This window comes from Terrabacter sp. P5_B1 (assembly GCF_056400505.1).
The window spans coordinates 1-21,971 of the sequence record NZ_JBFULD010000023.1 but is presented as its reverse complement, the minus strand read 5'-3'; the positions used below and the strand labels follow the sequence as shown (position 1 = coordinate 21,971).

Annotated in this window: 21 protein-coding genes and 1 pseudogene; 9 read left to right on the top strand and 13 right to left on the bottom strand. The window is 72.2% G+C overall.

What is annotated here, in order from left to right:
* The 3 genes and pseudogenes from AC1DP0_RS03350 to AC1DP0_RS03340 form a co-directional block, all read right to left on the bottom strand.
* Positions 1-293 (bottom strand): annotated as a pseudogene (locus tag AC1DP0_RS03350) (hypothetical protein); the annotation flags it as partial.
* A complete protein-coding gene (locus tag AC1DP0_RS03345) occupies positions 290-1,798 on the bottom strand; it encodes a lactate utilization protein B (protein WP_478082471.1) in 1,509 nt (502 codons plus the stop codon). The pseudogene AC1DP0_RS03350 and the gene AC1DP0_RS03345, both read right to left, overlap by 4 nt.
* 10 nt (positions 1,799-1,808) lie before the next feature.
* Entirely contained in the window at positions 1,809-2,552 is a 744-nt protein-coding gene (locus AC1DP0_RS03340; RefSeq protein ID WP_478082470.1) for a (Fe-S)-binding protein, read from the bottom strand.
* A 268-nt stretch (positions 2,553-2,820) separates the two neighbouring features.
* Here AC1DP0_RS03340 and AC1DP0_RS03335 point away from each other — a divergent pair, with 268 nt between their 5' ends.
* The gene (locus AC1DP0_RS03335) at positions 2,821-4,629 is read left to right on the top strand and encodes an ATP-binding protein (protein WP_478082469.1); all 1,809 of its coding nucleotides are present in this window, start codon (positions 2,821-2,823) and stop codon (positions 4,627-4,629) included.
* Between the two features lie 53 nt (positions 4,630-4,682).
* On the opposite strand, the gene AC1DP0_RS03330 is transcribed toward AC1DP0_RS03335, so the two are convergent.
* The 3 genes from AC1DP0_RS03330 to AC1DP0_RS03320 form a co-directional block, all read right to left on the bottom strand.
* Complete coding sequence (locus AC1DP0_RS03330) at positions 4,683-5,072, bottom strand: hypothetical protein (protein WP_478082468.1); 390 nt, start codon at positions 5,070-5,072, stop codon at positions 4,683-4,685.
* A 96-nt stretch (positions 5,073-5,168) separates the two neighbouring features.
* Positions 5,169-6,839, bottom strand: a complete 1,671-nt coding sequence (locus AC1DP0_RS03325) for an alkaline phosphatase family protein (RefSeq protein WP_478082467.1) — start codon at positions 6,837-6,839, stop codon at positions 5,169-5,171.
* The gene (locus AC1DP0_RS03320) at positions 6,836-7,714 is read right to left on the bottom strand and encodes a CDP-alcohol phosphatidyltransferase family protein (protein WP_478082466.1); all 879 of its coding nucleotides are present in this window, start codon (positions 7,712-7,714) and stop codon (positions 6,836-6,838) included. Before AC1DP0_RS03320 ends, AC1DP0_RS03325 begins: the two co-directional genes overlap by 4 nt.
* 20 nt (positions 7,715-7,734) lie before the next feature.
* Here AC1DP0_RS03320 and AC1DP0_RS03315 point away from each other — a divergent pair, with 20 nt between their 5' ends.
* From AC1DP0_RS03315 to AC1DP0_RS03280, 8 genes are all read left to right on the top strand, one after another.
* Positions 7,735-8,727, top strand: a complete 993-nt coding sequence (locus AC1DP0_RS03315; protein WP_478082465.1) for a zinc-dependent alcohol dehydrogenase — start codon at positions 7,735-7,737, stop codon at positions 8,725-8,727.
* Between the two features lie 12 nt (positions 8,728-8,739).
* Complete coding sequence (locus AC1DP0_RS03310) at positions 8,740-9,138, top strand: 6-pyruvoyl trahydropterin synthase family protein (RefSeq protein WP_478082464.1); 399 nt, start codon at positions 8,740-8,742, stop codon at positions 9,136-9,138.
* On the top strand, positions 9,126-10,238 hold the full coding sequence (locus AC1DP0_RS03305) for a glycosyltransferase family 4 protein (RefSeq protein ID WP_478082463.1): 1,113 nt from the start codon (positions 9,126-9,128) through the stop codon (positions 10,236-10,238). The genes AC1DP0_RS03310 and AC1DP0_RS03305 overlap by 13 nt, the downstream gene beginning before the upstream one ends.
* A 62-nt stretch (positions 10,239-10,300) precedes the next feature.
* Positions 10,301-11,284: a lysylphosphatidylglycerol synthase transmembrane domain-containing protein gene (locus tag AC1DP0_RS03300; RefSeq protein ID WP_478082462.1), complete on the top strand. Its 984-nt coding sequence runs from the start codon at positions 10,301-10,303 to the stop codon at positions 11,282-11,284.
* Positions 11,277-11,972, top strand: coding sequence for a RibD family protein (locus AC1DP0_RS03295; RefSeq protein WP_478082461.1), 696 nt, complete (start codon positions 11,277-11,279; stop codon positions 11,970-11,972). Before AC1DP0_RS03300 ends, AC1DP0_RS03295 begins: the two co-directional genes overlap by 8 nt.
* Positions 11,969-12,655 (top strand): GTP cyclohydrolase II, encoded by a 687-nt coding sequence (locus AC1DP0_RS03290; RefSeq protein WP_478082460.1) that lies wholly within the window; start codon positions 11,969-11,971, stop codon positions 12,653-12,655. Before AC1DP0_RS03295 ends, AC1DP0_RS03290 begins: the two co-directional genes overlap by 4 nt.
* A gap of 153 nt (positions 12,656-12,808) precedes the next feature.
* On the top strand, positions 12,809-14,260 hold the full coding sequence (locus AC1DP0_RS03285; protein WP_478082459.1) for a TIGR00366 family protein: 1,452 nt from the start codon (positions 12,809-12,811) through the stop codon (positions 14,258-14,260).
* Between the two features lie 5 nt (positions 14,261-14,265).
* Positions 14,266-15,741, top strand: a complete 1,476-nt coding sequence (locus AC1DP0_RS03280) for an amidase (protein WP_478082458.1) — start codon at positions 14,266-14,268, stop codon at positions 15,739-15,741.
* A 228-nt stretch (positions 15,742-15,969) separates the two neighbouring features.
* Here the strand turns inward: AC1DP0_RS03280 and AC1DP0_RS03275 are convergent, their stop codons facing one another.
* The 7 genes from AC1DP0_RS03275 to AC1DP0_RS03245 all read right to left on the bottom strand — a co-directional run.
* Entirely contained in the window at positions 15,970-16,800 is an 831-nt protein-coding gene (locus AC1DP0_RS03275) for a 2-oxo acid dehydrogenase subunit E2 (protein ID WP_478082457.1), read from the bottom strand.
* A complete protein-coding gene (locus AC1DP0_RS03270) occupies positions 16,767-18,377 on the bottom strand; it encodes a carboxylesterase/lipase family protein (protein WP_478082456.1) in 1,611 nt (536 codons plus the stop codon). Before AC1DP0_RS03270 ends, AC1DP0_RS03275 begins: the two co-directional genes overlap by 34 nt.
* 106 nt (positions 18,378-18,483) lie before the next feature.
* Positions 18,484-18,933: an SRPBCC family protein gene (locus AC1DP0_RS03265; RefSeq protein ID WP_478082455.1), complete on the bottom strand. Its 450-nt coding sequence runs from the start codon at positions 18,931-18,933 to the stop codon at positions 18,484-18,486.
* Positions 18,934-19,097: 164 nt separating this feature from the next.
* Positions 19,098-19,607 carry a DinB family protein gene (locus tag AC1DP0_RS03260; protein ID WP_478082454.1) on the bottom strand — a complete coding sequence of 170 codons (510 nt, stop codon included), beginning with the start codon at positions 19,605-19,607 and terminating at the stop codon, positions 19,098-19,100.
* Between the two features lie 56 nt (positions 19,608-19,663).
* Positions 19,664-20,851 carry an alkaline phosphatase family protein gene (locus AC1DP0_RS03255; RefSeq protein ID WP_478082453.1) on the bottom strand — a complete coding sequence of 396 codons (1,188 nt, stop codon included), beginning with the start codon at positions 20,849-20,851 and terminating at the stop codon, positions 19,664-19,666.
* A 170-nt stretch (positions 20,852-21,021) separates the two neighbouring features.
* Positions 21,022-21,255 carry a hypothetical protein gene (locus AC1DP0_RS03250; protein WP_478082452.1) on the bottom strand — a complete coding sequence of 78 codons (234 nt, stop codon included), beginning with the start codon at positions 21,253-21,255 and terminating at the stop codon, positions 21,022-21,024.
* A 118-nt stretch (positions 21,256-21,373) separates the two neighbouring features.
* Positions 21,374-21,971, bottom strand: a 598-nt coding sequence (locus AC1DP0_RS03245) for a phytanoyl-CoA dioxygenase family protein (protein ID WP_478082451.1), incomplete at its 5' end; no start/stop codon positions are given.

The following is a 21,971-nucleotide window of genomic DNA, read 5'->3' as shown; positions in this document are numbered from 1 at the left end:
GGTGCGGCTGACGTCCACGCGTCGGGGACCCCCGGGGCGGCGATCGAGGAGGTGGCGTCGACGGCTGGGAGAGCACTGGCGATCGCGGCACCGACGGACTCGTCGTCCGCCGCGGAGCGCAGGACGGTGGCGCGGTAGTCCTCGAGCCGGTCCACGAGCTGCTCGACGACGCGGGCCGACCCGGGCGGGTGCTCGCCCGTCCGTCGGTAGGAGCGGGGGACGTCTGGAGCGGCGCCCGGTGCGTCGCCGAGCGCACCGCGGATCCGCGCCAGCACCTCGTCGCGGGCGCTCACGAGCGCTCCCCCCGGGTGCGCGTCCACCAGTCGCGGAAGGTCTCGGCGGGCGGGCTCGGGGCATCGCGGGAGGCGGTCCACCCGTTCAGGGGTGGCGGCAGCGGCAGGAGGGGTCGCCCACGCCGTATGCCGTGTCGTGCGGTCGTGGCTGCCCGCCCGGCCCGCGCGAAGCGCGTCGCGTCGCCCATCACCCACGCGGCGGCGGCCATTGCAGCGGCCTCCGTGGAGGGCAGTCGGTGGGAGGCGGCGTGGGCCTCGGTGTGCTCGGCACGCAGCTCGACGAGCAGGTCCGGGATGTTGATCTTGACGGGGCACACGTCGTAGCACGCCCCGCACAGGCTCGAGGCGTAGGGCAGCGAGTCGTTCGGGTCCTCGCCCCCGGTGACGCCGGTCAGGAAGGGCGTCAGCACCGCGCCGATGGGCCCGGGGTAGACCGAGCCGTAGGCGTGGCCGCCCGTCCGCTCGTAGACGGGGCACACGTTGAGGCAGGCGGAGCAGCGGATGCAGTGCAGGGCCGTGCGCCCGAGGTCGTCGGCCAGGGCACGGGTGCGGCCGTTGTCGAGCAGCACGAGGTGGACCTCCTGCGGCCCGTCGCCGGGCGTGACGCCGGTCCACGTCGACGTGTAGGGGTTCATCCGCTCGCCCGTCGAGGACCGTGGGAGCAGCTGGAGGAAGACCTCGAGGTCGCGCCAGGTGGGCACCACCTTCTCGATGCCCATGACCGTGATGAGCGTGTCGGGCAGGGTCAGGCACATCCGCCCGTTGCCCTCGGACTCGACGACCGTGAGGGTTCCGGTCTCGGCGACCCCGAAGTTGGCGCCCGAGACGGCGACCCGGGCACGGAGGAACACCTCGCGCAGGTGGGTGCGCGCGGCGGCCGCGAGGACGCTCGGCTCGTCGGTCAGGCTGTCGAGGTCGACGTCGGCCATCTCGCGGGCGAAGATGTCGCGGATCTCGGACCGGCCCCGGTGGATCGCGGGGACGAGGATGTGCGACGGCTTGTCGTGCCCGAGCTGGACGATGAGCTCGGCGAGGTCGGTCTCGTGCGCCGTGATGCCGGCTGCTTCGAGCGCCTCGTTGAGGCCGATCTCCTGGGTGGCCATCGACTTGACCTTGACCACCTCGTCAGCGCCCGTGGCCTGCACGAGGTCGAGCACGATGCGGTTGGCCCCGGCGGCGTCGCGGGCCCAGTGCACGGTGCCGCCCCGGGCGGTGACGTTGCGCTCGAGCTCCTCGAGCAGCTCGGGGAGGCGGGCCATCGTGTCGGCCTTGATGGCCGACCCCGCGTCGCGCAGCGCCTCCCAGTCGGGCACCTCGCCGACGACGGCGGCCCGCTTCGACCGGATCGTGGCCGTGGCGTGGGCGAGGTTGCGCCGAAGGCGGGTGTCGGCGAGCGCGTCGCGGGCAGCGGCCGGGAAGGGGCGCTCGCCGGTCAGCTGTCCGACCGCGGTGTCGGCGGGCGGCCCGGGGACGCGGCCGCGCGGCATACCGAGGAAGGTGCTCATCGTGTCGCCCTCACGTCGTGCTCGCGAGGATCTCGGCGAGGTGGACGGGGCGCACGCCGGTGCGCAGTCGGGAGAGGCCGCCGCCGATGTGCATGAGGCACGAGACGTCGCCGGCGGTGACGACCTCGGCTCGCGTCGTGAGCACCGCAGACATCTTGTCGGCGAGCATCGCGGTCGAGGTGTCGGCGTTCTTGACGGCGAACGTGCCGCCGAAGCCGCAGCACGAGTCCGCCGCGGGCAGCTCGACGAGGTCGATGCCGCGCACCGCTCGGAGCAGCCGGAGCGGCCGGTCGCCGACCCTGAGCAGTCGCAGCGAGTGGCAGGTGGGGTGGTAGGTGACGCGGTGCGGGTAGGCGGCGCCCACGTCGGTCACCCCGAGCACGTCGACGAGCAGCTCGGAGAGCTCGTGGGTGCGGGCGGCGACCGCCTCGGCACGGACCGCGAGGGCCTCGTCGCCGGCCCGTCGCGCCACGGCTGCATGCTGGTGGCGGACCGAACCGACGCACGAGCCCGACGGCGCGACGATCGCGTCACAGCCCTCGGCGAGCGCCCGCTCGAAGACGTCGACGTGGTGCCGCACGAGGCCCACCGCGTCGTGCTGGTAGCCGGTGTTCGTGTGCATCTGCCCGCAGCACGTCTGCGCCTCCGGGAAGACGACCTCGTGGCCGAGCCGCTCGATGACCGTCACGGTGGCCCGGGCGACGTCGGGGAAGAGGACGTCGGCGAGGCACGTGACGAAGAGGGCGACCCTCATGCGGGTCTCCTCGCCGCCGAGGCCGTCGAGGTCGACGCGCCGGCGGCACCTCTGGTGCTCGCTGTGGCCATGGATCCTCCTCTCGCCGCAGAAACGTATCGCGCCGGGTCGCTACGACGTCGCCTCCTCAGGCTTTTTCACATCCCGGGTCGAGTTCTGCGTGACTGCGCTCCATTGGGGGCCTATCGCATCTATCCTGACAATAAGGACTATTCCCCGCCGACGTTCGTCGTGATCCAGGGGCAGGGCGCACGTGAGGGGAACAGGGTTGCGCGACGGCGCGGTGTGGGAGGTGCTGGCCCTTYGGCGGCTCACCGAGCTGATGAACCGGGTCAGCGCCCAGGACGACCTCTCGATCGTCTTCGACACGGTCGTCGCCGGCGCGGCCGACGTCGTCGGCTTCAAGGTGGCCGCGATCAGCCTCGTCGTCCCCTCGGGGGACGTCGAGGTCGTGGCCGTCGCGGGTGACGACGACGCACGCGCCGAGCTGCTCGGTCGGCGGACCCCACGGGCCAACCTCGAGGCGGAGTTCGCGGTGGCCGAGCGGTGGGGGAGCCTGCGCTTCGTCCCGGCGGGCGAGCTGCCGGACGGGTCCGCCGAGGGCTGGGTGTCGTCGGACTGGACCGCTCCCGCGCTGGCCGGCGCGGTCGACGCCTGGAACCCCGAGGACACCCTCATCGCCCCGTTCTTCGACGCGGTCGGCGAGCTGCTCGGCATCCTCTCCGTCGACCTCCCGCTCAGTGGCTGCCGCCCCGACATGACGCAGCGGGCCGTCCTCGAGCTCTTCGCCAACCAGACCGGCATCGCGATCTCGGCGGCCCGGCAGCGTCACGCCCTCTCGGAGCGCGTGCGTCTCGCCGAGGCGGTCCAGACGGTGGCCCGCATCGCCCAGGAGGACCTCGACCCGGCCAGGGTCGTCGACGTGGCCGCCGTCCCCATCGCGGCCGGTCTCGCGGCGGCGGGCCTGTGGTTGCGGGCGTTCGCCGGCGAGGACGACGACGAGCGCGAGAGCGTGTCGGCGCGCAGCGGCCGGCCGGTGCGCACCCCCGTCAGGCTCGTCGCGATCGCACGGCAGATGGCGGCGAGCTGCTGGCGCGCCGGCGTCGTCGCCGTCGTCGGGGCCGACCACGTGGAGCCCGCGGCCATGTGGGCCGGCGACGACGTCGCGCGGGTGCGCACCTTCCTGACCGACGCCGGGGCGCGCTCGCTGCTCCTGGCGCCGATGGGCTCGGGGTCGAGCTGTTTCGGCTACATCGCCTGCACGCGCGGACCCGGTGACCCGGATTGGACCGACGCCGAGGCGCAGGCCGCGCTCGAGATGGGCCGTGACCTCGGGCGGGCCATCCGCAACGCCCGCTTGTACGCCGTCGAGCGGCGGGTCGCGGCCGAGCTGCGCGAGGCGGACCGCAACAAGACGCAGCTCTTCTCGACCGTGTCCCACGAGCTGAAGAACCCCCTCGCCTCGATCGTCGGTCACGTGGAGCTGCTGCGCCTGGAGCCCGACGGCAACCCCGACTGGTCGCTCGGCGTCATCGAGCGCAACACCGAGCGGCTGCAGAACCTCGTCGACGACCTGCTCACGCTGTCGCGGGTCAGTGACCCCGACCGGCCCATGCCCGAGGCCGACGTCGACCTGGGCGAGGTGTCGCGCGACGTGGTCGACATGTTCCGACCGCGCGCCGACCACCAGCAGATCTCTCTGACCTTCGACCTGCAGGACCGGCTGCCGCCCGTGCGAGGCAGCGCAGATGACCTCGAGCGCGTCGTGCAGAACCTCGTGAGCAACGCGGTGAAGTTCACCCCCGCGGGCGGGAAGGTGACGGTCTCGGTGGGATGTCGCCGCGACCGGGTCGTGCTCGAGTGCACGGACGACGGGTTCGGCATCTCGCAGGAGGACCAGGCACGGCTGTTCACGGAGTTCTTCCGCGGCACCAACCCGGAGACCCTCCGGGTCCCGGGCACGGGCCTGGGCCTCAGCATCGCGCAGCATGTCGTGGCCCGGCACGGGGGAAGGATCGACATCGACTCGCAGCCCGGCCGCGGGACGAGCGTCCGGCTCCTGCTGCCGTCTCACTGACCCTGGGGGCGGACCCAAGGGCGTGGGACCCAGGGACGTCCGACCCCAGGACGTCAGGACGCGTGCGTCCTGTGCGGCCGTGCGAGCTGAGGGGTCACCGAGCGGCCACGCAGCAGCAGGATGCCGCCGACGACGATGCACACGACCTCCGAGATGGCGGCCGCCCAGACGTAACCGCCCGACCAGACGGTGTGCACACCGAGCAGACCGACTGTCGAGGCGATGATGAAGCACCCCAGTGTCRCGGCCCCGAAACCGGCGGTGAGGAAGGCCGGCACCCAGTGCTCCCATCGCAGCAGGAGGACGGCGATGACGACGCCGGCGACGACGTTCATGAGGAACATCGGCCCCACGGTCTGGTGGCGCACCCCGTTGAACCACAGGTAGAGGTGCACTCCCGCGGAGACGAGCAACGCCGCCGCTCCCACGCCTCGGAGTCTCATGGCAATGCTCCTTCTTCCGGGTCGCGCCGCGTCGCCCCAGCGACGTCGCGGTGTTGGACCTTCTTCCCCTGAAGACGAAMGCCGGTGTCGACGGGTTCAGCCGCCCGCGCTCCGGCTGTAGGCCGTGAGGAAGCGGTCCCGGAAACGGTCCATGGGCCACACCGGAGCGCCGGGGCCCGGCTGCAGGCCGTTCTCCCAGCCCCACGCGGAGATGCGGTCGAACACGGCCGGGTCGCGGGCGATGAGGCTGACGGGCACGTCGTGGCTGGCGTGGTCGCCGGAGACGACGCTGATGGGCTGGTGGTCCCCGAGCACCAGGACGACGAGGTTGTCGTCGTGGGTGGCCCGGAGGAAGGACACGAGGCTCTCGAGCGAGTAGGCCACGGTCTGGCCGTATGCCGTCCGCACCCCCGCGGCGCTCCTCCACACGACGTCCCGGGGCGTCGCCGTCCGTGCCTGGTCGAGGAAGAGCGTGCCGTCGCCGATCCCGGCCCAGTCGACGAGCTGGGGGTGTGGGGCCCACGGGGCGTGGCTCGTCACGAGGTCGATCTCGGCCATGAGGGGCTGCCGCGGGTTGGTCGGTCGGTGCTCGAGCTCGAGGCGGTCGAAGGCCGAGAGCGTGTACTGGTCGGGCACGGGGGCGTAGCCGAAGCTGGCACCGGCATAGCCGAGGGTGCGGGAGTCGTAGATCTTGTCGTAGCCGTAGAAGGCCTGTCCCTCGGGCCAGTCCTGGTGGTTGGCAGGGACGACGTCGACCGTTCGCCAGCCGGCACCGTGGAAGGCCCGCGCCAGGGTGAGGCGCCGGGCGTCCGATGACGCCGTGGCCAGCAGCTGGTCGTAGCGCAGCTGGCTGTTCACCCAGAGTCCTGACTGCAGGCTCGAGTGGGCGAGCCAGCTGATCCCGCCGAAGGTGGGGGACGTGAGCCAGGCACTGCGCGAGGAGTAGCCGGAGGCGCCCAGCCCCTTCATGCCCGTCGTCAGGGCCTGTGCGACCTCCGGGCTCTTGTCTATGGCGACCCTGCCGTAGCTCTCGACGAAGACGACGAGCACGTCCTTGCCCCGCAGGGCCGTGAGCAGGCCTGCTGGCGGGGTGGCGTGGAACGGGTCGGCGCGGATCTCGTCGGCGAAGACGGCTCGGTCGTGCAGCCCGTCCCGTACCGCGGTGACCTCCCGAGTGGCCACGGCCACCGCGGACGAGGACGCCACCGGCAGGTCCGCCGACACTCCCGCCCCGAGCCAGGCGAACAGGACCCAGACGCCGGTGGCGGCCACCACCGTGCGCGTCGCGCCCGTGCGGTGCCGGCGGACGAGCCGACCGAGCCGACCGACGGCCAGCGGTGTGAGCACGGTCAGGCCGAGGAGGAGCGCCACCGCTGCGACCACGGCGAGGACCGCCGTCACCGGCCCGGCGGAGGAGCCGACCAGGTCCTTGGCGGATCCGGCGTAGTGCCAGTCGACGAGCGGGTTGAAGGGGCGGTGGAGTACCGCGAGGAAGGTGGCGTCGAKGATCCGGACGACGAGGAGCAGCCCGAGGACCACCCCGACGACGACGGCGAACCATCGTGCGACCGCACCGCGCAGCGCGAGGAGGGCGGCGACGAGGAGGATGCCCTCGGCGGGAACCCGGACGAGGGCGAGCGGGGTTGGGGACCAACCGAGGACGGGCCCCGGCGCGACGAGGGTGACCCACACGAGCAGGAGCGCGGCGGCCGTGAGGGCGGGGCCGCGGACGCGGCGCCGCGACGTGCCCCTTCCCGGCGCGGTCATGACAGCCTGCCGGCACTGACGACGTCGGCGCCGTCGACGGCCTTGTGCCGCAATGCCGGCCGGGTCGTCGAGAGCCCGTCGGCCGGCATCGCGCGCAGGAGCGGGCGCCGCCTGGCCGCGACCTCCGTACCGAACGAGGCCAGGAGCAGGGCGAGCCCCGCACCGACGGCGAACGTGGCGACCGCTGCGGGCAGCACGTCGGCGGCGGCCACCGTGAGGGCGACGCCCTGGTAGGCGGCGACGACCTTGCGCCACCGTCGCGGCGGGACCTGGACCCGCCGCCAGGCCGTCGACCGGGACGCAAGGGTGACGAGCAGGAGGACGTAGCGAGCCAGCCCGATGCCGAGCACCCACCAGCCGAGTACCGGTGCGACGTGCGCGCTGAGCACGAGGATGAGGAAGGCGTCGGTCTCCATGTCGAAGCGGGCCCCCAAGGGGTGCACCGTCCCGCTCCGTCGCGCGACGCGACCATCCACGGCGTCGAGGAGGAGGGCGACGGCCGCCAGGGCCACGAGCGCGGCCGTCGGTGTCGGGTGACCCGTGGTGTCGACAGCGGTACCGGTGACGAGGGCGGCGACACCGCAGGCGAGCACCGCTCGGGTCAGGGTGACGCGGTCAGCCGGGGAGAGGTGACGTCGGGAGGCGCGGACGAGGCCGGCGGTGAGCAGCAGGACCAGGGTGGCCGCGCAGGCGATGCCGGTGACCCAGGCGGCCACCCCCAGACCGCCACTGGCAGTCATCTCGAGCGCGGTGAGCAGCACCGGCACACCGAAGAGCCCGACGAGCGGGCCGGAAGGGATGACCTGACGCACCGCGGTCCACCTCACCGAGAAGGGTTTTGACCCAAGGACGTCGTCGGCCCCGCTGGAGTTCACGGGCGATCTAGTCTGGGCGCGTGTCCACCGATGCACGGGCGTTCTGGGTGGTCGAGCCCGGCAGGGGCGAGATCCGGCCGGCCGCCGTCCCCACACCCCGCGCGGGTGAGGTGCTCGTGCGCGCCCTGCACTCCGGCGTCAGCCGAGGCACCGAGACGATCGTCTTCCGCGGCGCCGTGCCCGAGGACCAGCGCGCCGTCATGCGCGCCCCGCACCAGGAAGGTGACTTCCCCGCCCCGGTGAAGTACGGCTACCTCGGGGTCGGCGTCGTCGAGGAGGGGCCGTCGGAGCTCGTCGGACGGACGGTCTTCTGCCTGCACCCGCACCAGACGGCATACGTCGTCCCCGTCGAGTCGGTGGTCGTCGTGCCCGACGAGGTGCCGGCGAGACGGGCGGTGCTCGCGGGCACGGTCGAGACGGCCGTCAACGCGCTGTGGGACGCGGCGCCGCGGGTGGGTGACCGGGTCGCCGTCGTGGGGGCGGGGATGGTGGGCTGTTGCGTCGCCCGCCTCCTCTCCGGGATCCCCGGCTGCCGGGTGACGCTCGTCGACGTGGACCCGACCCGGGCCGGCGTGGCGGCCGGGCTCGGCGTCGCCTTCGCGCAGCCGGACGACGTCGCGGGCTCGCGCGGCGACCTCGACCTCGTCGTCCAYACGAGCGCGACGGGGGCCGGCCTGCAGCTCTCGCTCGACCTGCTGGCTCCGGAGGCGACCGTGCTCGACCTCAGCTGGTACGGCGACGCGCGCGTCGAGCTGTCGCTCGGCGGGTCGTTCCACTCGTCGCGACTGCGCATCCGGGCCAGCCAGGTGGGTTCCGTTGCAGCAGCACGGCGTTCGCGCTACACGTATGCGCAGCGGCTGGCGCTCGCGGTCGCCCTTCTGCGCGACCCGGCCTTCGAGGCACTCCTCACCGGCGACTCGCCGTTCGAGGAGCTGCCCGAGGTCATGCCTCGTCTCGCGGACGGCTCCCTGCCGGCCATCTGCCACACCATCACCTACCGACCCACCCACTGAAGCGGGGAGCCGATGTTCAGCGTGACCGTCCGGGACCACATGATGATCGCCCACAGCTTCCGGGGGGAGGTCTTCGGTCCCGCCCAGCGGCTGCACGGCGCCACGTTCGTCGTCGACGTGACCTTCCGGGGTCCCGAGCTCGACGAGGACGACATCCTCGTCGACATCGGCCTGGCGACGGAGCTCGTCCACGAGGTCGTCGGCGCCCTCAGCTACCGCAACCTCGACGACGAGCCGGCCTTCGAAGGCGTCAACACCTCGACGGAGGTGCTGGCGCGGACCGTCGCCGACCGGGTCGCCGAGCGCGTGCGGGTCGGCGACCTCGGCGGCGCCCGCGACCGGGTGACCGCGCTGGTCGTCACCCTCCACGAGTCGCACGTCGCGTGGGCGAGCTACGAGTGCGACCTCTGAGCGAGGTCCATGCCGTCGTGCCCGCCGGGATCGACGACGTCGCCCGTGTGAGCGGGGGGAACATCTATGACCGACGCGTCCTCGACGGACTCCGTGCGACCGGCTGGGTGGTCGTCGAGCACCCGGTGGCCGGTTCGTGGCCACATCCCGACCACGCCGCGCTCGGGCGTCTGGCCGCTGCCGTCGCCACCGTGCCCCCGCGCGGGCTGCTTGTCCTGGACGGCCTCGTGGCGTCCTGTGCCGACACCGTCCTCGTGCCGGCAGCGGCGGCTGGTTTGCGGGTCGTCGTCCTCGTCCACCTGCCGATCGGCCTGGCCGATCCCCTTGCCGCAGAGGGGGAGCGACGTGTCCTCACGGCTGCATCGGCCGTCATCACGACGAGCGGCTGGGCCCGCGACGTGCTGCTCGACGCGTACGCCCTCGCCCCGGACGCCGTGCACGTGGCGCGACCGGGCGTCGACGCCGCACCGTCGTCGGTGGGCGCCCCCGGGGGCACTCGGCTGCTGTGCGTCGGCGCGGTGACCGCGCTGAAGGGGCACGCCGACCTGGTCGCGGCGCTCGCGCGCGTGGCGGACCTGCCGTGGTCGTGCGTCGTGGCCGGTGCGCTGGACCGTGACCCGGACGTCGTCGCCCGGCTTCGGGCACAGCTGGAGACGGAAGGGCTGACCGATCGCGTGCAGCTCGTCGGCGCCCTGCACGGCGCCGACCTCGAGGGGGCGTATGCCGCCGCCGACCTCCTCGTGCTGCCCTCCCACGTCGAGACGTACGGGATGGTCGTGACCGAGGCGCTCGCGCATGGTCTCCCGGTCGTCGCGTCCGCCGTCGGTGGGCTGCCCGAGGCTCTGGGCGAGGCGCCGGACGAGGCTCCGGACGAGGCTCCGGGCGAGGCACCGGACGCGACCGACGACGGGCGCCCGGGCCTGCTCGTGCCGCCCGGTCGTCCCGAGGAGCTCGCCGATGCCCTCCGGTGCTGGCTGACCGACCGGGACCTGCGTGAGCGACTGCGTCGGCGGGCCCTGCGTCGACGTCTGCGGCTGTCTCCGTGGTCGCGGACCATGGAGGATGTCTCGGCCGCTCTCAGTGGTGGGGCGAACCTCTGAACCCGATCGGTGCGGCGGGCGTCGTCACCATCAAGGGTGTTGCCGCAGAAGGGGTGGAGCAGATGCAGCGCGACCGGTCGTGGGTCGGCCCCGTCGCCGGGCTCATGATCGTCGCCCTCCTCGTCCAGCGCCTCGGCGTCGGCACCTTCGTCGACGCCCTGCGCCGTCTCGACGTCTCGTCGGTCGTCGCGGGAGCCGCCATCGCCGTGCTGACGACCGTGTGCGGGGCGTGGCGCTGGGTCCTCGTCGCCCGGGGGCTCGGGGCGGAGCTCTCCCTGCGCTCGGCCGTCGCCGAGTCCTACCGGTCGCAGTTCCTCAATGTGACCCTCCCCGGTGGGATGCTGGGTGACGTGCATCGAGGAGTGCGGCACGGTCGCGGCGGCGGAGACCTCGGGCTCGGGCTGCGCTCGGTCGTGTGGGAGCGCTCCGCGGGCCAGGTCGTGCTTGCCGTCCTGACCGCCGGCGTCCTGGTCCTGGCGCCCGGACCCGTGTCGGCCCTCTTCCCACCCGGATCGCCCGCTGCGACAGCCCTGGCCGGTCTGGGCGTCGTCGTCGTGCTGCTCACCGCCGGCCTTACCGTCCTCGTGATCCGCGGACGCCGGCACGGTCCGGCCAACCGGGTCGTACGCGTGGTGCGCGCCGTGGGGGCGGACGTACGCGCCGGCCTGCTGGGACGGCATACGTGGCCGGGTGTCGTGGGGGGCTCCATGGTCGTCGTGGCCGGGCACGCGGCGACCTTCGTCGTGGCGGCCCGGGCCGCTGGGGTCACCGCCCCCGTGACCCAGCTGCTCCCACTGGCGCTCGTCGTGCTCATGGCGATGGGACTGCCGCTCAACATCGCCGGATGGGGACCCCGCGAGGGAGCTGCGGCCTGGGCGTTCGGCGCAGCCGGCCTCGGTGCCGCAGGGGGCGTCGGCACTGCCGTGGCCTACGGAGTCATAGCTCTCGTCGCGAGCCTGCCGGGCGCGGCGGTGCTCGCGGTGGCGCGTCGCGAGCGACGGCCGGCAGGCCCCCCGGTGTCGGCGGACGGGGCCGCCCGTGGCTGACCGTCCCTACACCCTGCTCAGCTGCAGCATGTCGATCGACGGCTACCTCAGCGCCGGGACCTCGACCCGGCTCCTGCTCTCCAACGAGGCCGACTTCGACCGGGTCGACGCGGAACGGGCCGCGAGCGACGCGATCCTCGTAGGTGCCGTGACGATCCGCCGGGACGACCCGCGACTGCTCGTCCGGTCGCCCGAGCGTCGCGTCGCTCGGGTGGCGCGGGGTCTCTCGCCGTCGCCAGTGAAGGTGACGGTCACACGCCAGGCCGGCTTGGACTGTGCCGCAGCCTTTTTCGCGGCTGACGACGCGGACAAGCTGGTCTACTGCCCGAGTGACGCTGTGCCCGGTGTGCGCGGTCGCCTCGGTGCGGTGGCCACCGTCGTCGACGCCGGGCGACCCCTGACGCTGCGCCGGGTCAGCGAGGACCTCGGTGAGCGCGGCGTGCGCCGGCTCATGGTCGAGGGTGGCGGCTCCGTCCACACCCAGATGCTGACCGAGGACCTCGCCGACGAGCTGCAGCTCGTCGTCGCGCCCTTCTTCGTCGGGAACTCGGCGGCTTGCCGGTTCGTCGGCGACGGGCGCTATCCCTGGAACCCGGACCGGCGCGCGACGCTCGCCGAGACGCGCCAGATCGGGGACGTCGTCCTGCTGCGATATGCCCTGTCGCCACGGTTCCGGGAGGACGCATGACCGCCGAGAGATCGCGGACGCCGGCCCCGGCGCCGGCACGCATCCGCACCCACGTGCTGGTGCCGATGGCCTTCGTGGACGGCTTCGAGACGACGGCGCGTGTCTACAGCTTCGACGGGCTCGCCGACGGTCGAGAGCATCTGGCGCTCGGGCTCGGTGACTGTGCCGCCCCGCCGAGCCCGGCCGGTCGTGGCGCAGGACCGACGCCGACGCGGCTGCACAGCGAGTGCCTGACCGGCGACGTCTTCGGCAGCCGCCGCTGCGACTGCGGCGCGCAGCTGCGCGAGTCCCTCGAGCGACTCGACGCATCAGGCGGGTTCCTCCTCTACCTGCGGCAGGAGGGGCGCGGCATCGGCCTCTATCCCAAGCTCGACGCCTACGTGCTCCAGGACCACGGGCTCGACACCTACGAGGCGAACGTCGCCCTCGGCTACGGCGAGGACGAACGGGACTACACGGTCGCCGCCCAGATGCTCGGCGCACTCGGGATCAGCCGCGTCACCCTGCACAGCAACAACCCCGACAAGGCCGAGCAGCTGCGCCGGCTCGGGGTCACGGTGGCCGACCGCGTGCCCACGGGCGTGCACCTGTCCGACTCCAACGCCCACTACCTCGCCACGAAGGTGGAGCGCGGAGCGCACACCCTCGACCTCACTGCCGAAGGTCGGTGGGACCCGGCCTGAGGGCTGGGCGGCACCCCCACGGCCAGGGTCCTCGTGCTGGCCTGTTGACAGGACTTTCCGGGCGCTTCAGACTGCCAAATGGCTCGGTGGCCTTGTGGCCTAGCCAATAGTCCGTCGCGTTCCACGCGGCCGCATCAACGCAGAGAGGCTCCCATGTCGCACAGCTCCGACCTCGTCCTGGAACAGGAGCAGAGGGTGAGCCCCGGTCGTCCCGGACCGCTGCACCGCTTCACCGACCTGTCCGTCCGGTACGTCGAGAAGTGGATGCCGGACCCCTACCTCTTCGCCGTCATCCTCACCGTGGTCGTCGTGGCGCTGATCTTCGCCTTGGTGCCCGGCGCGAGCCTCGGGGGCGTCGTCGACGGCTGGTACAAGGGCGTCTGGGGCGAGGGCAACATCTTCACCTTCGCCATGCAGATGATCCTCATCCTCGTCGGCGGCTACACGCTGGCGGAGGCTCCGCTCGTCAAGCGCGGCCTGCAGTGGTTGGCGAGCAAGCCGAGGAACCAGGCCCAGGGCGGGCTGCTCTGCTTCGGCGTCGCCGCCCTCGCATGTGTCGTCAACTGGGGCCTCGGACTCGTCGTGGGTGCCCTGCTGGCGCGCCAGGTGTTCGCCCGGCTCCGGACCGTCAACTTCGCCTACCTCGTCGCGGCGGGCTACATGGGCTACATGGTGTGGACCTCCGGTCTGTCCAGCTCCATCGCCCTGGCCAACACCGACAAGACGAGCAAGCTCAACATCATCTGGACCCAGACGCACCAGCTCGTGCCGCTCAGCGACACGATCTTCCGGCCCTACAGCTTCGTCCCGATGCTCGTGCTCGCCGGCGTGATCGGCCTGCTCGTGCACCGCATGTCGCCACGCCCGCAGGAGACGACCGAGCAGGCAGACGTCGACCGTGAAGCGCTGCTGGCGCTCGACCAGGCCCCCGAGACCCGCCAGGCGGGCCCCCAGACGTTCGCCGAGCGCCTCGAGAACCTCTGGCTCCTCAACGTGCTCGTCTTCGTGGCCGGTCTGGCGTACTTCGTGCGGAGCGGCTTCGCGCTCAACATCGGCTCGATGGTGATGCTCTTCTTCATCCTCGGCGCGCTCTTCCACTGGACTCCGATGCGCTTCATCCGAGCCTTCACCGAGGCGGCCAAGACCTCGGGCCCGCTGCTGCTGCAGTACCCGCTCTACGGCGGCATCATCGGGCTGCTCGGCTACGCCCCGCACCACGGGGTGCACCCGCTCCAGACGGTCATCGCGTCGGCGATCGTGTCGCACGCGACCTACTACACGCTGCCGCTGCTCAACTACATCGCCTCGGTCGTCATCTCGCTCTTCGTCCCGTCCGGCGGCGGCCACTGGGGCGTCCAGGGCCCCGTCGCCATCGACGCCGCCGTCCAGCTGGGCCAGACGTCGCCGGCCTACCTCGGCAAGATCTCGATGTCGGTGGCCAACGGCGAGGCGGTCGCCAACATGATCCAGCCCTTCTGGCTGCTTCCGGTCCTCGCGATCGCCAAGCTCAACATCCGCAGGGTCATGGGCTTCACCGTGGTCGCCTTCGTCGTCGGGTTCGTCGTCCTCGGCATCGGCAGCCTCCTCATGCCGCTCCTACCCTGAGACGCATGAGCGACATCGACGTCAACGAGCCGGGCCCCGACCAAGCCGCCCTGGTCGGGCGCTCGGCGCTCGAGCTCTCCAGCCTCATCCACCGGCGGGAGGTCTCGTGCGTCGAGGTGATGTCCGCCCACCTGGCGCAGATCGAGCGGTACAACCCGGTGCTGGGCGCCATCGTCGCGCTCCGCGACGGGGACGAGCTGCTCGCCGAGGCGCGCGGGCGCGACGAGGAGCTGGCGGGGGGTCGCAGCCGCGGCTGGATGCACGGCTTCCCGCACGCCGTCAAGGACCTGGCGGCGGCCGAGGGGCTGCCCCACACGTCGGGATCACGGATCTTCGCGGACCGCGTCGCCGAGGCGGACGACCTGGTCGTCGCGCGCATCCGTGCAGCCGGCGCCGTCATCATCGGCAAGACCAACACGCCCGAGTTCGGCCTCGGCTCCCAGACCTACAACGAGGTGTGGGGCACGACCACGAACCCCTACGACCCCTCTCGCACGGCGGGGGGCAGCAGTGGCGGCGGGGCCGCAGCGCTGGCCGCTCGGATGGTCCCGGTCGCGGACGGCTCCGACAACATGGGGTCGCTGCGCAACCCGCCGGCCTTCAACCACGTCGTCGGACTGCGGCCGTCCTGGGGCCGGGTCCCCGAGCCGGGCTTCGTCCYCTACGGCAGCGTCAACGGGCCGATGGGGCGCACGACGGCCGACGTCGCGCGGCTGCTGTCGACGATGGCCGGCCCCGACGCCGGCGCGCCGCTGTCGCTGGACGACGACCCGGTCACGTTCGCCGCCGCCCTCGAGCGGGACGTCGCGGGGACACGGATCGCCTGGGTCGGCGACTGGGAGGGCTACCTCCCCACCGAGCCCGGGGTGCTCGAGCTGTGCGAGTCGGCCCTCGCCACGTTCGAGAGGCTCGGCTGCGAGGTCGAGCCGGTGCTGCCGGCATACGCCCCGCAGGACATCTGGCAGTCCTACCTCGCGTGGCGCTCCTGGGGGAACCTCCGCTACGCGGACCTCTACGAGGACCCGGCCACGCGGGCGCTGATGAAACCCGAGCTCGTCTGGGAGATCGAGTACGGCCTTCGCCTCACGGCCCTCGACCTGACGCGGGCGGCCGCCGCACGAGACGCCTGGTATGCCGTTCTGGCCGGGATGTTCGATCGGTACGACTTCGTCGTGGCGCCGAGCGCGCAGGTGTTCCCGTTCGACTCGTCGGTGCACTGGCCGCGCGAGATCGACGGGCACCCCATGGACACCTACCACCGGTGGATGGAGACCGTCGTCCCGTGGACCATGTCCGGGCACCCGGTGGCGGCGGTCCCGGCCGGCTTCGACCGGCGCGGGCTGCCGACCGGCATCCAGCTCATCGGCAGGCGGCATGACGACCACGGCGTCCTCCAGCTCGCCCAGGCGTACGAGACGGCGAGCCCCGTCATGGACGGCACCCTGCCGCCGCTGCTGACGGGCGAGACGGGCGGGCACTGAGCGCGGCGCGCGTCCGGCGGTCAGCCGGACGCGTCCCGGCCCGCGGGTTCTCGGCTCCGCGGACCGGGGGGTCGGCGTTGGGGTCGGTGCGCGTGCTCGTGACCCTGTGCCTCCGTCGCTTCGTGGTCCACGTCGTGGTCGGGACCTTCCGCTTCGTTCGACGTTAGGAAGGCGCGCGCCGACACGGAAGGGCCCAAGGTCCCGCGGCCACAGGCGGTGCGCGCGGCCCTAGCCGACGCTCGGGCTCTGGCTGGGGGAGGGGACGGGGCCGTGGTCGAGGACCGCGGCCGTCTCGATGAGGTTGCGGAGCGTGTCCGTGAAGCGCGCGGCAGGCGCGCCGTCGATGACGGCGTGGTCGAAGCTCAGCGTGAGCGGCAGCATCGACCGGGCCACGATCTGGCCGTCGTGGACGGCGGGCCGCTCGACGACGCGGCCGACGGTGACGATCAGCGTCAGTGGTGCGACGGGGATGGCCCACCCCCAGCCGTGGGTGAACATGCCGACCGACGTCACGCCGACGGCGGGGCCGAACGTCGCCGCGATGCTCGGCCGCGTGCCCACGAGGCGGATGGCCGTGCGTCTCAGCGGGCCGGGGAGCCGCACCAGCGCCGCGGTCACGTCGTTGCGACGGTGTAGCGGCGCCGGTCCGTACTTGGCGCGGTGGAGCACGGCCGTGACGTCGGCGCACGACCGCTCGTCGGCTGCCTCGATCTCGGCGATGTCGAGGACGACGCGGGCGCCCACCGGCCGTTCCACAGTGGCGCCGACGTCGACCCGGTCGAAGAGGAGGAGCCGGTTGCCGGCCTTGCGCGCGTTGACGTCGGGGTGCTCGGCGACCGCCATCGCCACGGTGGCGATCACGAACCCCGTCCACGACACCGTGGGCTGCAGGTGCGGGATCCGCTCGGCTGCCGTGGTCACGTCGAGCTCGACCAGCGCGTGCACCTGGAACCGGCGGCTGCCGCTGGTCAACCTGTCCAGGACCGGTTGGCGCTCCTTGGGGATGGGCCGGAGCGCGTAGCCGGTCAGCGGACGCCGCGCCACAGCTCGCGCTCCCACGAGCGTGGGTCGTCCACGACCTCGGACGTGGTGTCGAACCGCATGGTGGCTCGCCTCCCGAGGTCGTATGCCGTCCAGCCCGGGTCACCGGTCGAGGCGAAGGAGACCCACGCGGCGTGCATGGTGTCAGCCAGGGCCTGCGGCGGGTGGTCGCCGAGCAGGGGGCCGAACAGCGGCGCGTCCGGGCTCAGGGTGTCGAAGACGAACGGCACCTCCACGGCGTGGACCGCGCCGAGTCCCGGTGCGGGCCAAGCGAACTCGTACATGTACGTCGCGGCGGTCGCGGTGGTCGCGGTGGTCGGGGTGGTCGCGGTGGTCGCGGTGGTCGCGGCGGTTGCGGCGGTCGAGGCGGCGTGCGCATCGGCCAGGGCGATGGCAGGGATCCTCATCCACCAGTCGGTCTGCACGAGTGTCAGCAGGTCGCCGGGGGATGCGCCGGGGTGCCTGGCCCGGTAGGCGGCCAGCGCCGTGTCCGGGGTGAGCCCGTAGGCGGCGAGCGACTGGTACCCGTGCGCAGTGACCGGGCCGGTCAGGATCTCGTCGGTGATCCCTGCGATGGCGCCGCTGACGACCAGCCACAGCCTCCAGTCGTCGGTGTTCGTCCCGACGAGGACGTCGACCTCGCGGCCGGATCCGGCTGCGATGCGGTCGATGGGCAGGCCCGTCACCGTGTCCCCGTCGACCACGGGCTGCCAGGGCATGGTGCTCGTCACGACAGCCCAGCCCCAGCGGGCCGGGTCCGGGTCGGCCAGCAGCTCGGCCTTGAGGGCCGCCTGGGCTGCGAGCAGGCGTGGGATCCCGGCGTCCGCGATGGCCGCACGGGTCGGTGCGACGCCGAGCTTCTCGGCCAGGCAGTGGGCGATGCGCAGTGCGTCCTCGGCCGGGGTCACCTGATGGGCGGCACCGCTCTGCAGGATCGCCCTCCGGAACAGTCCCTGGGCGCGGGGCATGGCGAGGAGGGTGCCGATGCTCATCGCTCCGGCGGACTCACCGAAGACGGTGACGTTGTGAGGATCGCCGCCGAAGGCGGCGATGTTGTCCCGCACCCACTCGAGGGCGGCAACCTGGTCGAGCAGTCCCAGGTTCGCGACCCCGTCCCCGAGGTAGAGGAATCCCTCTGCACCGGGTCGCCAGTTGATGACGACGCAGACCACGCCGTCCCGAGCGAACCGACTGCCGTCGTAGGCCGCCGTGGAGCTGAGCTCGAACATGCCGCCCTGGATCCACACCATCACCGGCAGGCCGGACGCGGGAGGGTCGGGTGCCCAGAGGTTGAGGTTGAGGCAGTCCTCCGACGGTGCCGCACGCTCGACGGCCTCGAACGCCGCCCCGACGTCCTTCCAGTCCTCCCCGGACCCCGACGGCGGGCCGGTCGGTGACGGGGGAGCGACCTGCGGTGGCTCCGCGCCCAGCGTCACGGCCTCGCGGATGCCGGCCCACGCTTCCGCCGGCTGCGGGGGAGCGAGCCGGTTCACCCCGAAGGGGGCCGCGGCATACGGCACTCCGAGGAAGGACGCCACTCCGTCGGCCACGATCCCGCGCAGCTCTCCGCTGACCGTCCTGACCACCGCACCCATGTCATCCACGGTTCTGCCCGCGGCGCGCAGTGGCCAGAGTCGAAGGTCCCGGACCCGCCCTGGGCGACACAGTTCTGTGGTTCGTCGCGGGCCTCTCCGCCACCGGCTACGGCTCAGCCGGCCGCGCGTGCTCGAGATGCACCTTCATGCTCTGCCAGATCCGCTCTTCCTGACGTCGGCCGAGCCAGACCACGAGCGGACCCAGGAGGTGCAGCGCCCCCTTTGGGCGGACCTGCCCGGACCAGCTCATGCGAGTTCCCGAGGCGACCGGCTCGAAGCGCAGGACGTAGGGGATGTCGGCCTGCGCCATCGTCGTGACCGAGGCCAGGAGATTCGGCCGGTCGAAGTCCGTGATCTCGATGAGCAGGTCCGCAGTGCGGCCGCCCGACCACACCGCAGAGCGGAAGGTCGTGCCCCGGCCGATGGGCGCGGCGCCGACCTTCTGGGCGCGAACCATCCGCGGGTTGTACTGCGGCTCGTTGGTCTGGTCGGCCACGTAGTCGAAGACCACGTCCACGGGACGGGCGATCGTGATGTCGCCTTCGATGCCCACCATGTTGCTCCCTCCCCGACGGAGCGGCCTGTCGGTCGAACGCGGACACGACCACATCGTGCACTCACCACCCTAGGAAGCCACGGCCGCCCGGAGCAGGGTCGAAGGTCCCCGCCTGGCGCTCGACTCTCGCAGCCGTGACCGTCGGAGCGCAGGTCGGCGACCTGTCACTCGCCGGTGGGGCCGCCCGCCAGCTCGACGACGATGTCGAGGTGGCCCACGTGCCGCGCGTACTCCTGGACGAGGTGCAGCAGCACCCGCTCGAGGGTGGCCGGGGGCTCACCGTCCCACCGAGGACCAGGCTGGCCGACGTCGTTCAGGGCGTGCGACTCGATGACCGCGTTGCTGCGCCGAGCTTGCTCGCGGAAGGCGGCGAGGAGGTCCTCGAGGGACTCCGTGTCGTCGACGAACCAGCGCCCGTCGCGGCTGTCCGCCCACGGCTCGGCAACGCTCGCACCCTCGAATCCCCATTCCAGCCAACGGTGCTCGACATGGGTCAGGTGCTTGACCAGCTGCACCGGTGTCCAGCCGGACGGCACTCGAGTGGCCCGCTGCTCGTCCTCGGAGATGCCTTGGACCTTGCTGGCGACCTGGTCGCGGAAGTAGTCGAGGTAGCGAACGATCACCTCCGTGGGGGTCGAGGCGGCGTCGGTCGGTTCGGGGAAGGGCACGCTCATCGACCGAGTATGACCTCGGGCTCCGTCGCGTGCCTGGGCTGGTCGTCGGTGGCCCGTCACACGGGCTTGTGAGGTTTCGGCGGCTTCGGGTGGACCAGGCCGTCGATGGGGGCAGTCACGAGGCTGCCGTCGAGCGTCACGAGCTGGGGCATCGGCTGCCCCAACGGGCCTGCCCACGGCGCGGTCGGCTCCGGCGGGATCGGCGGGTGAGGCGGGGTGGGCTGCGTGACCACGGCGCCCGGTGCCGGTGGGACGGGCCGGCTGACAGCAGGGTCGACCAGGTGTGCCAGCGACGGGGCGGCGTCGACGCGGGGGACGTTCATGGGCGGCAGGCCGAGCAGGTCGATGATCGTCTTGGGGATGCTGGCGTGGGAGTGCCACTGGGCGTCGATGTGTTGGCCGACCTTGCCGCCGAACATGATGAGCGGTATCCGCGAGCCGCCGATGGCGGCATACCCGTCGGGGTGCAGCGCGTCGGGAACGGTCTCGATGGCCGGCGTCTGCACCGAGTCGACGTAACCTCCCCAGTCGTCCCACGTCAGCACGAAGGTGGTGTCCTGCCAGCCGCCGCCGTCGATGACGGCCTGGACCCGCTGCCAGACGAGGTCCTGGCCCTTGGTGACGTAGCCGGGGTCGCTGACGAACGGCGGGTGCTCGTCGTAGCCCCCCGGGCTCCACACGTAGCAGACCTGCGGCAGGGTGCCCGCCTTGGCCATGGGGACGAACTGGCTGGGCGGGTGGACGTGGGTGTTGCCGGGAGCGGCGTTCAACGAGGCGTAGAACTTCGTCGGATAGCCGGACTGGTCCGGGAAGGCCGCCCAGCTCACGCCTGCGTTCTCGGCGACGGAGAAGATCGAGGGTAGGTCCCAGACCGGGTGGGGGCCGACGAACGGCGGGTTCTTCATGGTCGGCATCTGGCCGCCGATGGCCAGCATGTGACCGGGCGTCGAGTTCGACCCGGACCCGAAGTGGTGGTCGCAGAACACGAACTGCTTCGCAAGCCACGAGTAGAACGGGATCACCACGTCGCTGTCGACCTGCGCGGCCAGCGCCGGGTAGTCCCCCATGGAGTAGTGCACCCACGCGTTGCGGTCGTGGGGCTGGTCGAAGTCGGGCGGGCTGGACAACAACGGCCCGTGGGTCGAGACGGCGGCACCCCAGGCCGCCATGGCGGAGAAGTAGAAGTCGGTCGTCTTGTTCTCCTGCAGGAACACGACCACCCGGTGCCCAGGAATCCAGCTCATCTCTGGCGCCTCCCGATCTCCTCGCGTGCACCTCGTCGTCAAACCCAGCCAAGCACTCGCGCCCCGTGGTCGGCTAGGTGGTCCCCCCGGAAGACGAGCCGACTCGTCCGGCTGGCTCCGCTGCACGCGAGCGGACATCGGACCGGGCGGCCCCCTGACGCCGACCTACTTCACGCAGGGGATCCCGCCACCGGAGAGTCGGTCAGGGCCGTCGGGGGCGGCCCGGACCGGCCGCAGCCCACCGCGGAGTCGCCGGCCGCGGAGTCGACGACCGAGCCGGTGCGCGGCACCCCAGAGGAGACGAGGCCGGCCCGGTAACCCTCGGCCACGGCGGCGTCGAGCACGAGCCGGGCCTGGCCGGTGACTCCGGACTCGTTGATGACGTCGACCGTGCGGTCCGGCACGGGGGTCCCCGGGCGGCTGCGGCGAAGGACACATCTCGACCACCATGTCTCGGGCGGGTTAGTGCACCGTGAATGCACCGCAGCCGGCCCGCTTCTCTCACCGCTGCTCCAGCCGAGTTCAGCCCATGACCAAGCCCTCAATGTCGTGTTTCTGGACGATAGGGTGCAGCTCGTTGACTACCGGGCAGGACAGGTGTGAGCGGACCGACTCGGGCAGCTGCTCCCAGAATCCACGTGTCACCGCGAGGTCGTGATGGGCGTCGTTCCCGGCCCCCGGTGCGTCGACACCGAGCACCAAGACCGGTCGCGGCAACTTCGACTGGTTCGGCGTGCCCCGATGAATGGTTAGCGCGGATCGGGCAGAGATGTCGCCCATCTGCGGATACTTCCGTTGGGCCAACGCCTCGTAGCGCGAGTATTGCGACTCCGGCGGAAATTGTTCATGGTCAAAGTCGTCGCCCGGCTCCCAGTGTGTGCCTGGCGCGATCTCGAAAGGACCCATCTCGTCGGTGGTATCGACCGTGGTCATGTTGAAGGCCAGCGAGGTCAGCCGGTGATCGGTCTTTGTCTCCGGCGGGCTGGGAAAGTCGCGGTGCCACGGCTGCACCTTCGCACCGGGAAACGGTGTATCAAACCCCACCTCCACGAACTGGTAGTCCAGTCCGAGCATCGTCTCGCAGACGGTCCGCACCCAGGGATGCTGGACCAGGTCCACG

Coding starts and splice junctions, on each gene's coding strand:
- AC1DP0_RS03345 (WP_478082471.1), bottom strand. CDS start 1,798: ATGAGCACCTTCCTCGGTATGCCGCGCGGCCGCGTCCCCGGGCCGCCC.
- AC1DP0_RS03340 (WP_478082470.1), bottom strand. CDS start 2,552: ATGAGGGTCGCCCTCTTCGTCACGTGCCTCGCCGACGTCCTCTTCCCC.
- AC1DP0_RS03310 (WP_478082464.1), top strand. CDS start 8,740: ATGTTCAGCGTGACCGTCCGGGACCACATGATGATCGCCCACAGCTTC.
- AC1DP0_RS03300 (WP_478082462.1), top strand. CDS start 10,301: ATGCAGCGCGACCGGTCGTGGGTCGGCCCCGTCGCCGGGCTCATGATC.
- AC1DP0_RS03290 (WP_478082460.1), top strand. CDS start 11,969: ATGACCGCCGAGAGATCGCGGACGCCGGCCCCGGCGCCGGCACGCATC.
- AC1DP0_RS03285 (WP_478082459.1), top strand. CDS start 12,809: ATGTCGCACAGCTCCGACCTCGTCCTGGAACAGGAGCAGAGGGTGAGC.
- AC1DP0_RS03270 (WP_478082456.1), bottom strand. CDS start 18,377: ATGGGTGCGGTGGTCAGGACGGTCAGCGGAGAGCTGCGCGGGATCGTG.
- AC1DP0_RS03265 (WP_478082455.1), bottom strand. CDS start 18,933: ATGGTGGGCATCGAAGGCGACATCACGATCGCCCGTCCCGTGGACGTG.
- AC1DP0_RS03260 (WP_478082454.1), bottom strand. CDS start 19,607: ATGAGCGTGCCCTTCCCCGAACCGACCGACGCCGCCTCGACCCCCACG.
- AC1DP0_RS03255 (WP_478082453.1), bottom strand. CDS start 20,851: ATGAGCTGGATTCCTGGGCACCGGGTGGTCGTGTTCCTGCAGGAGAAC.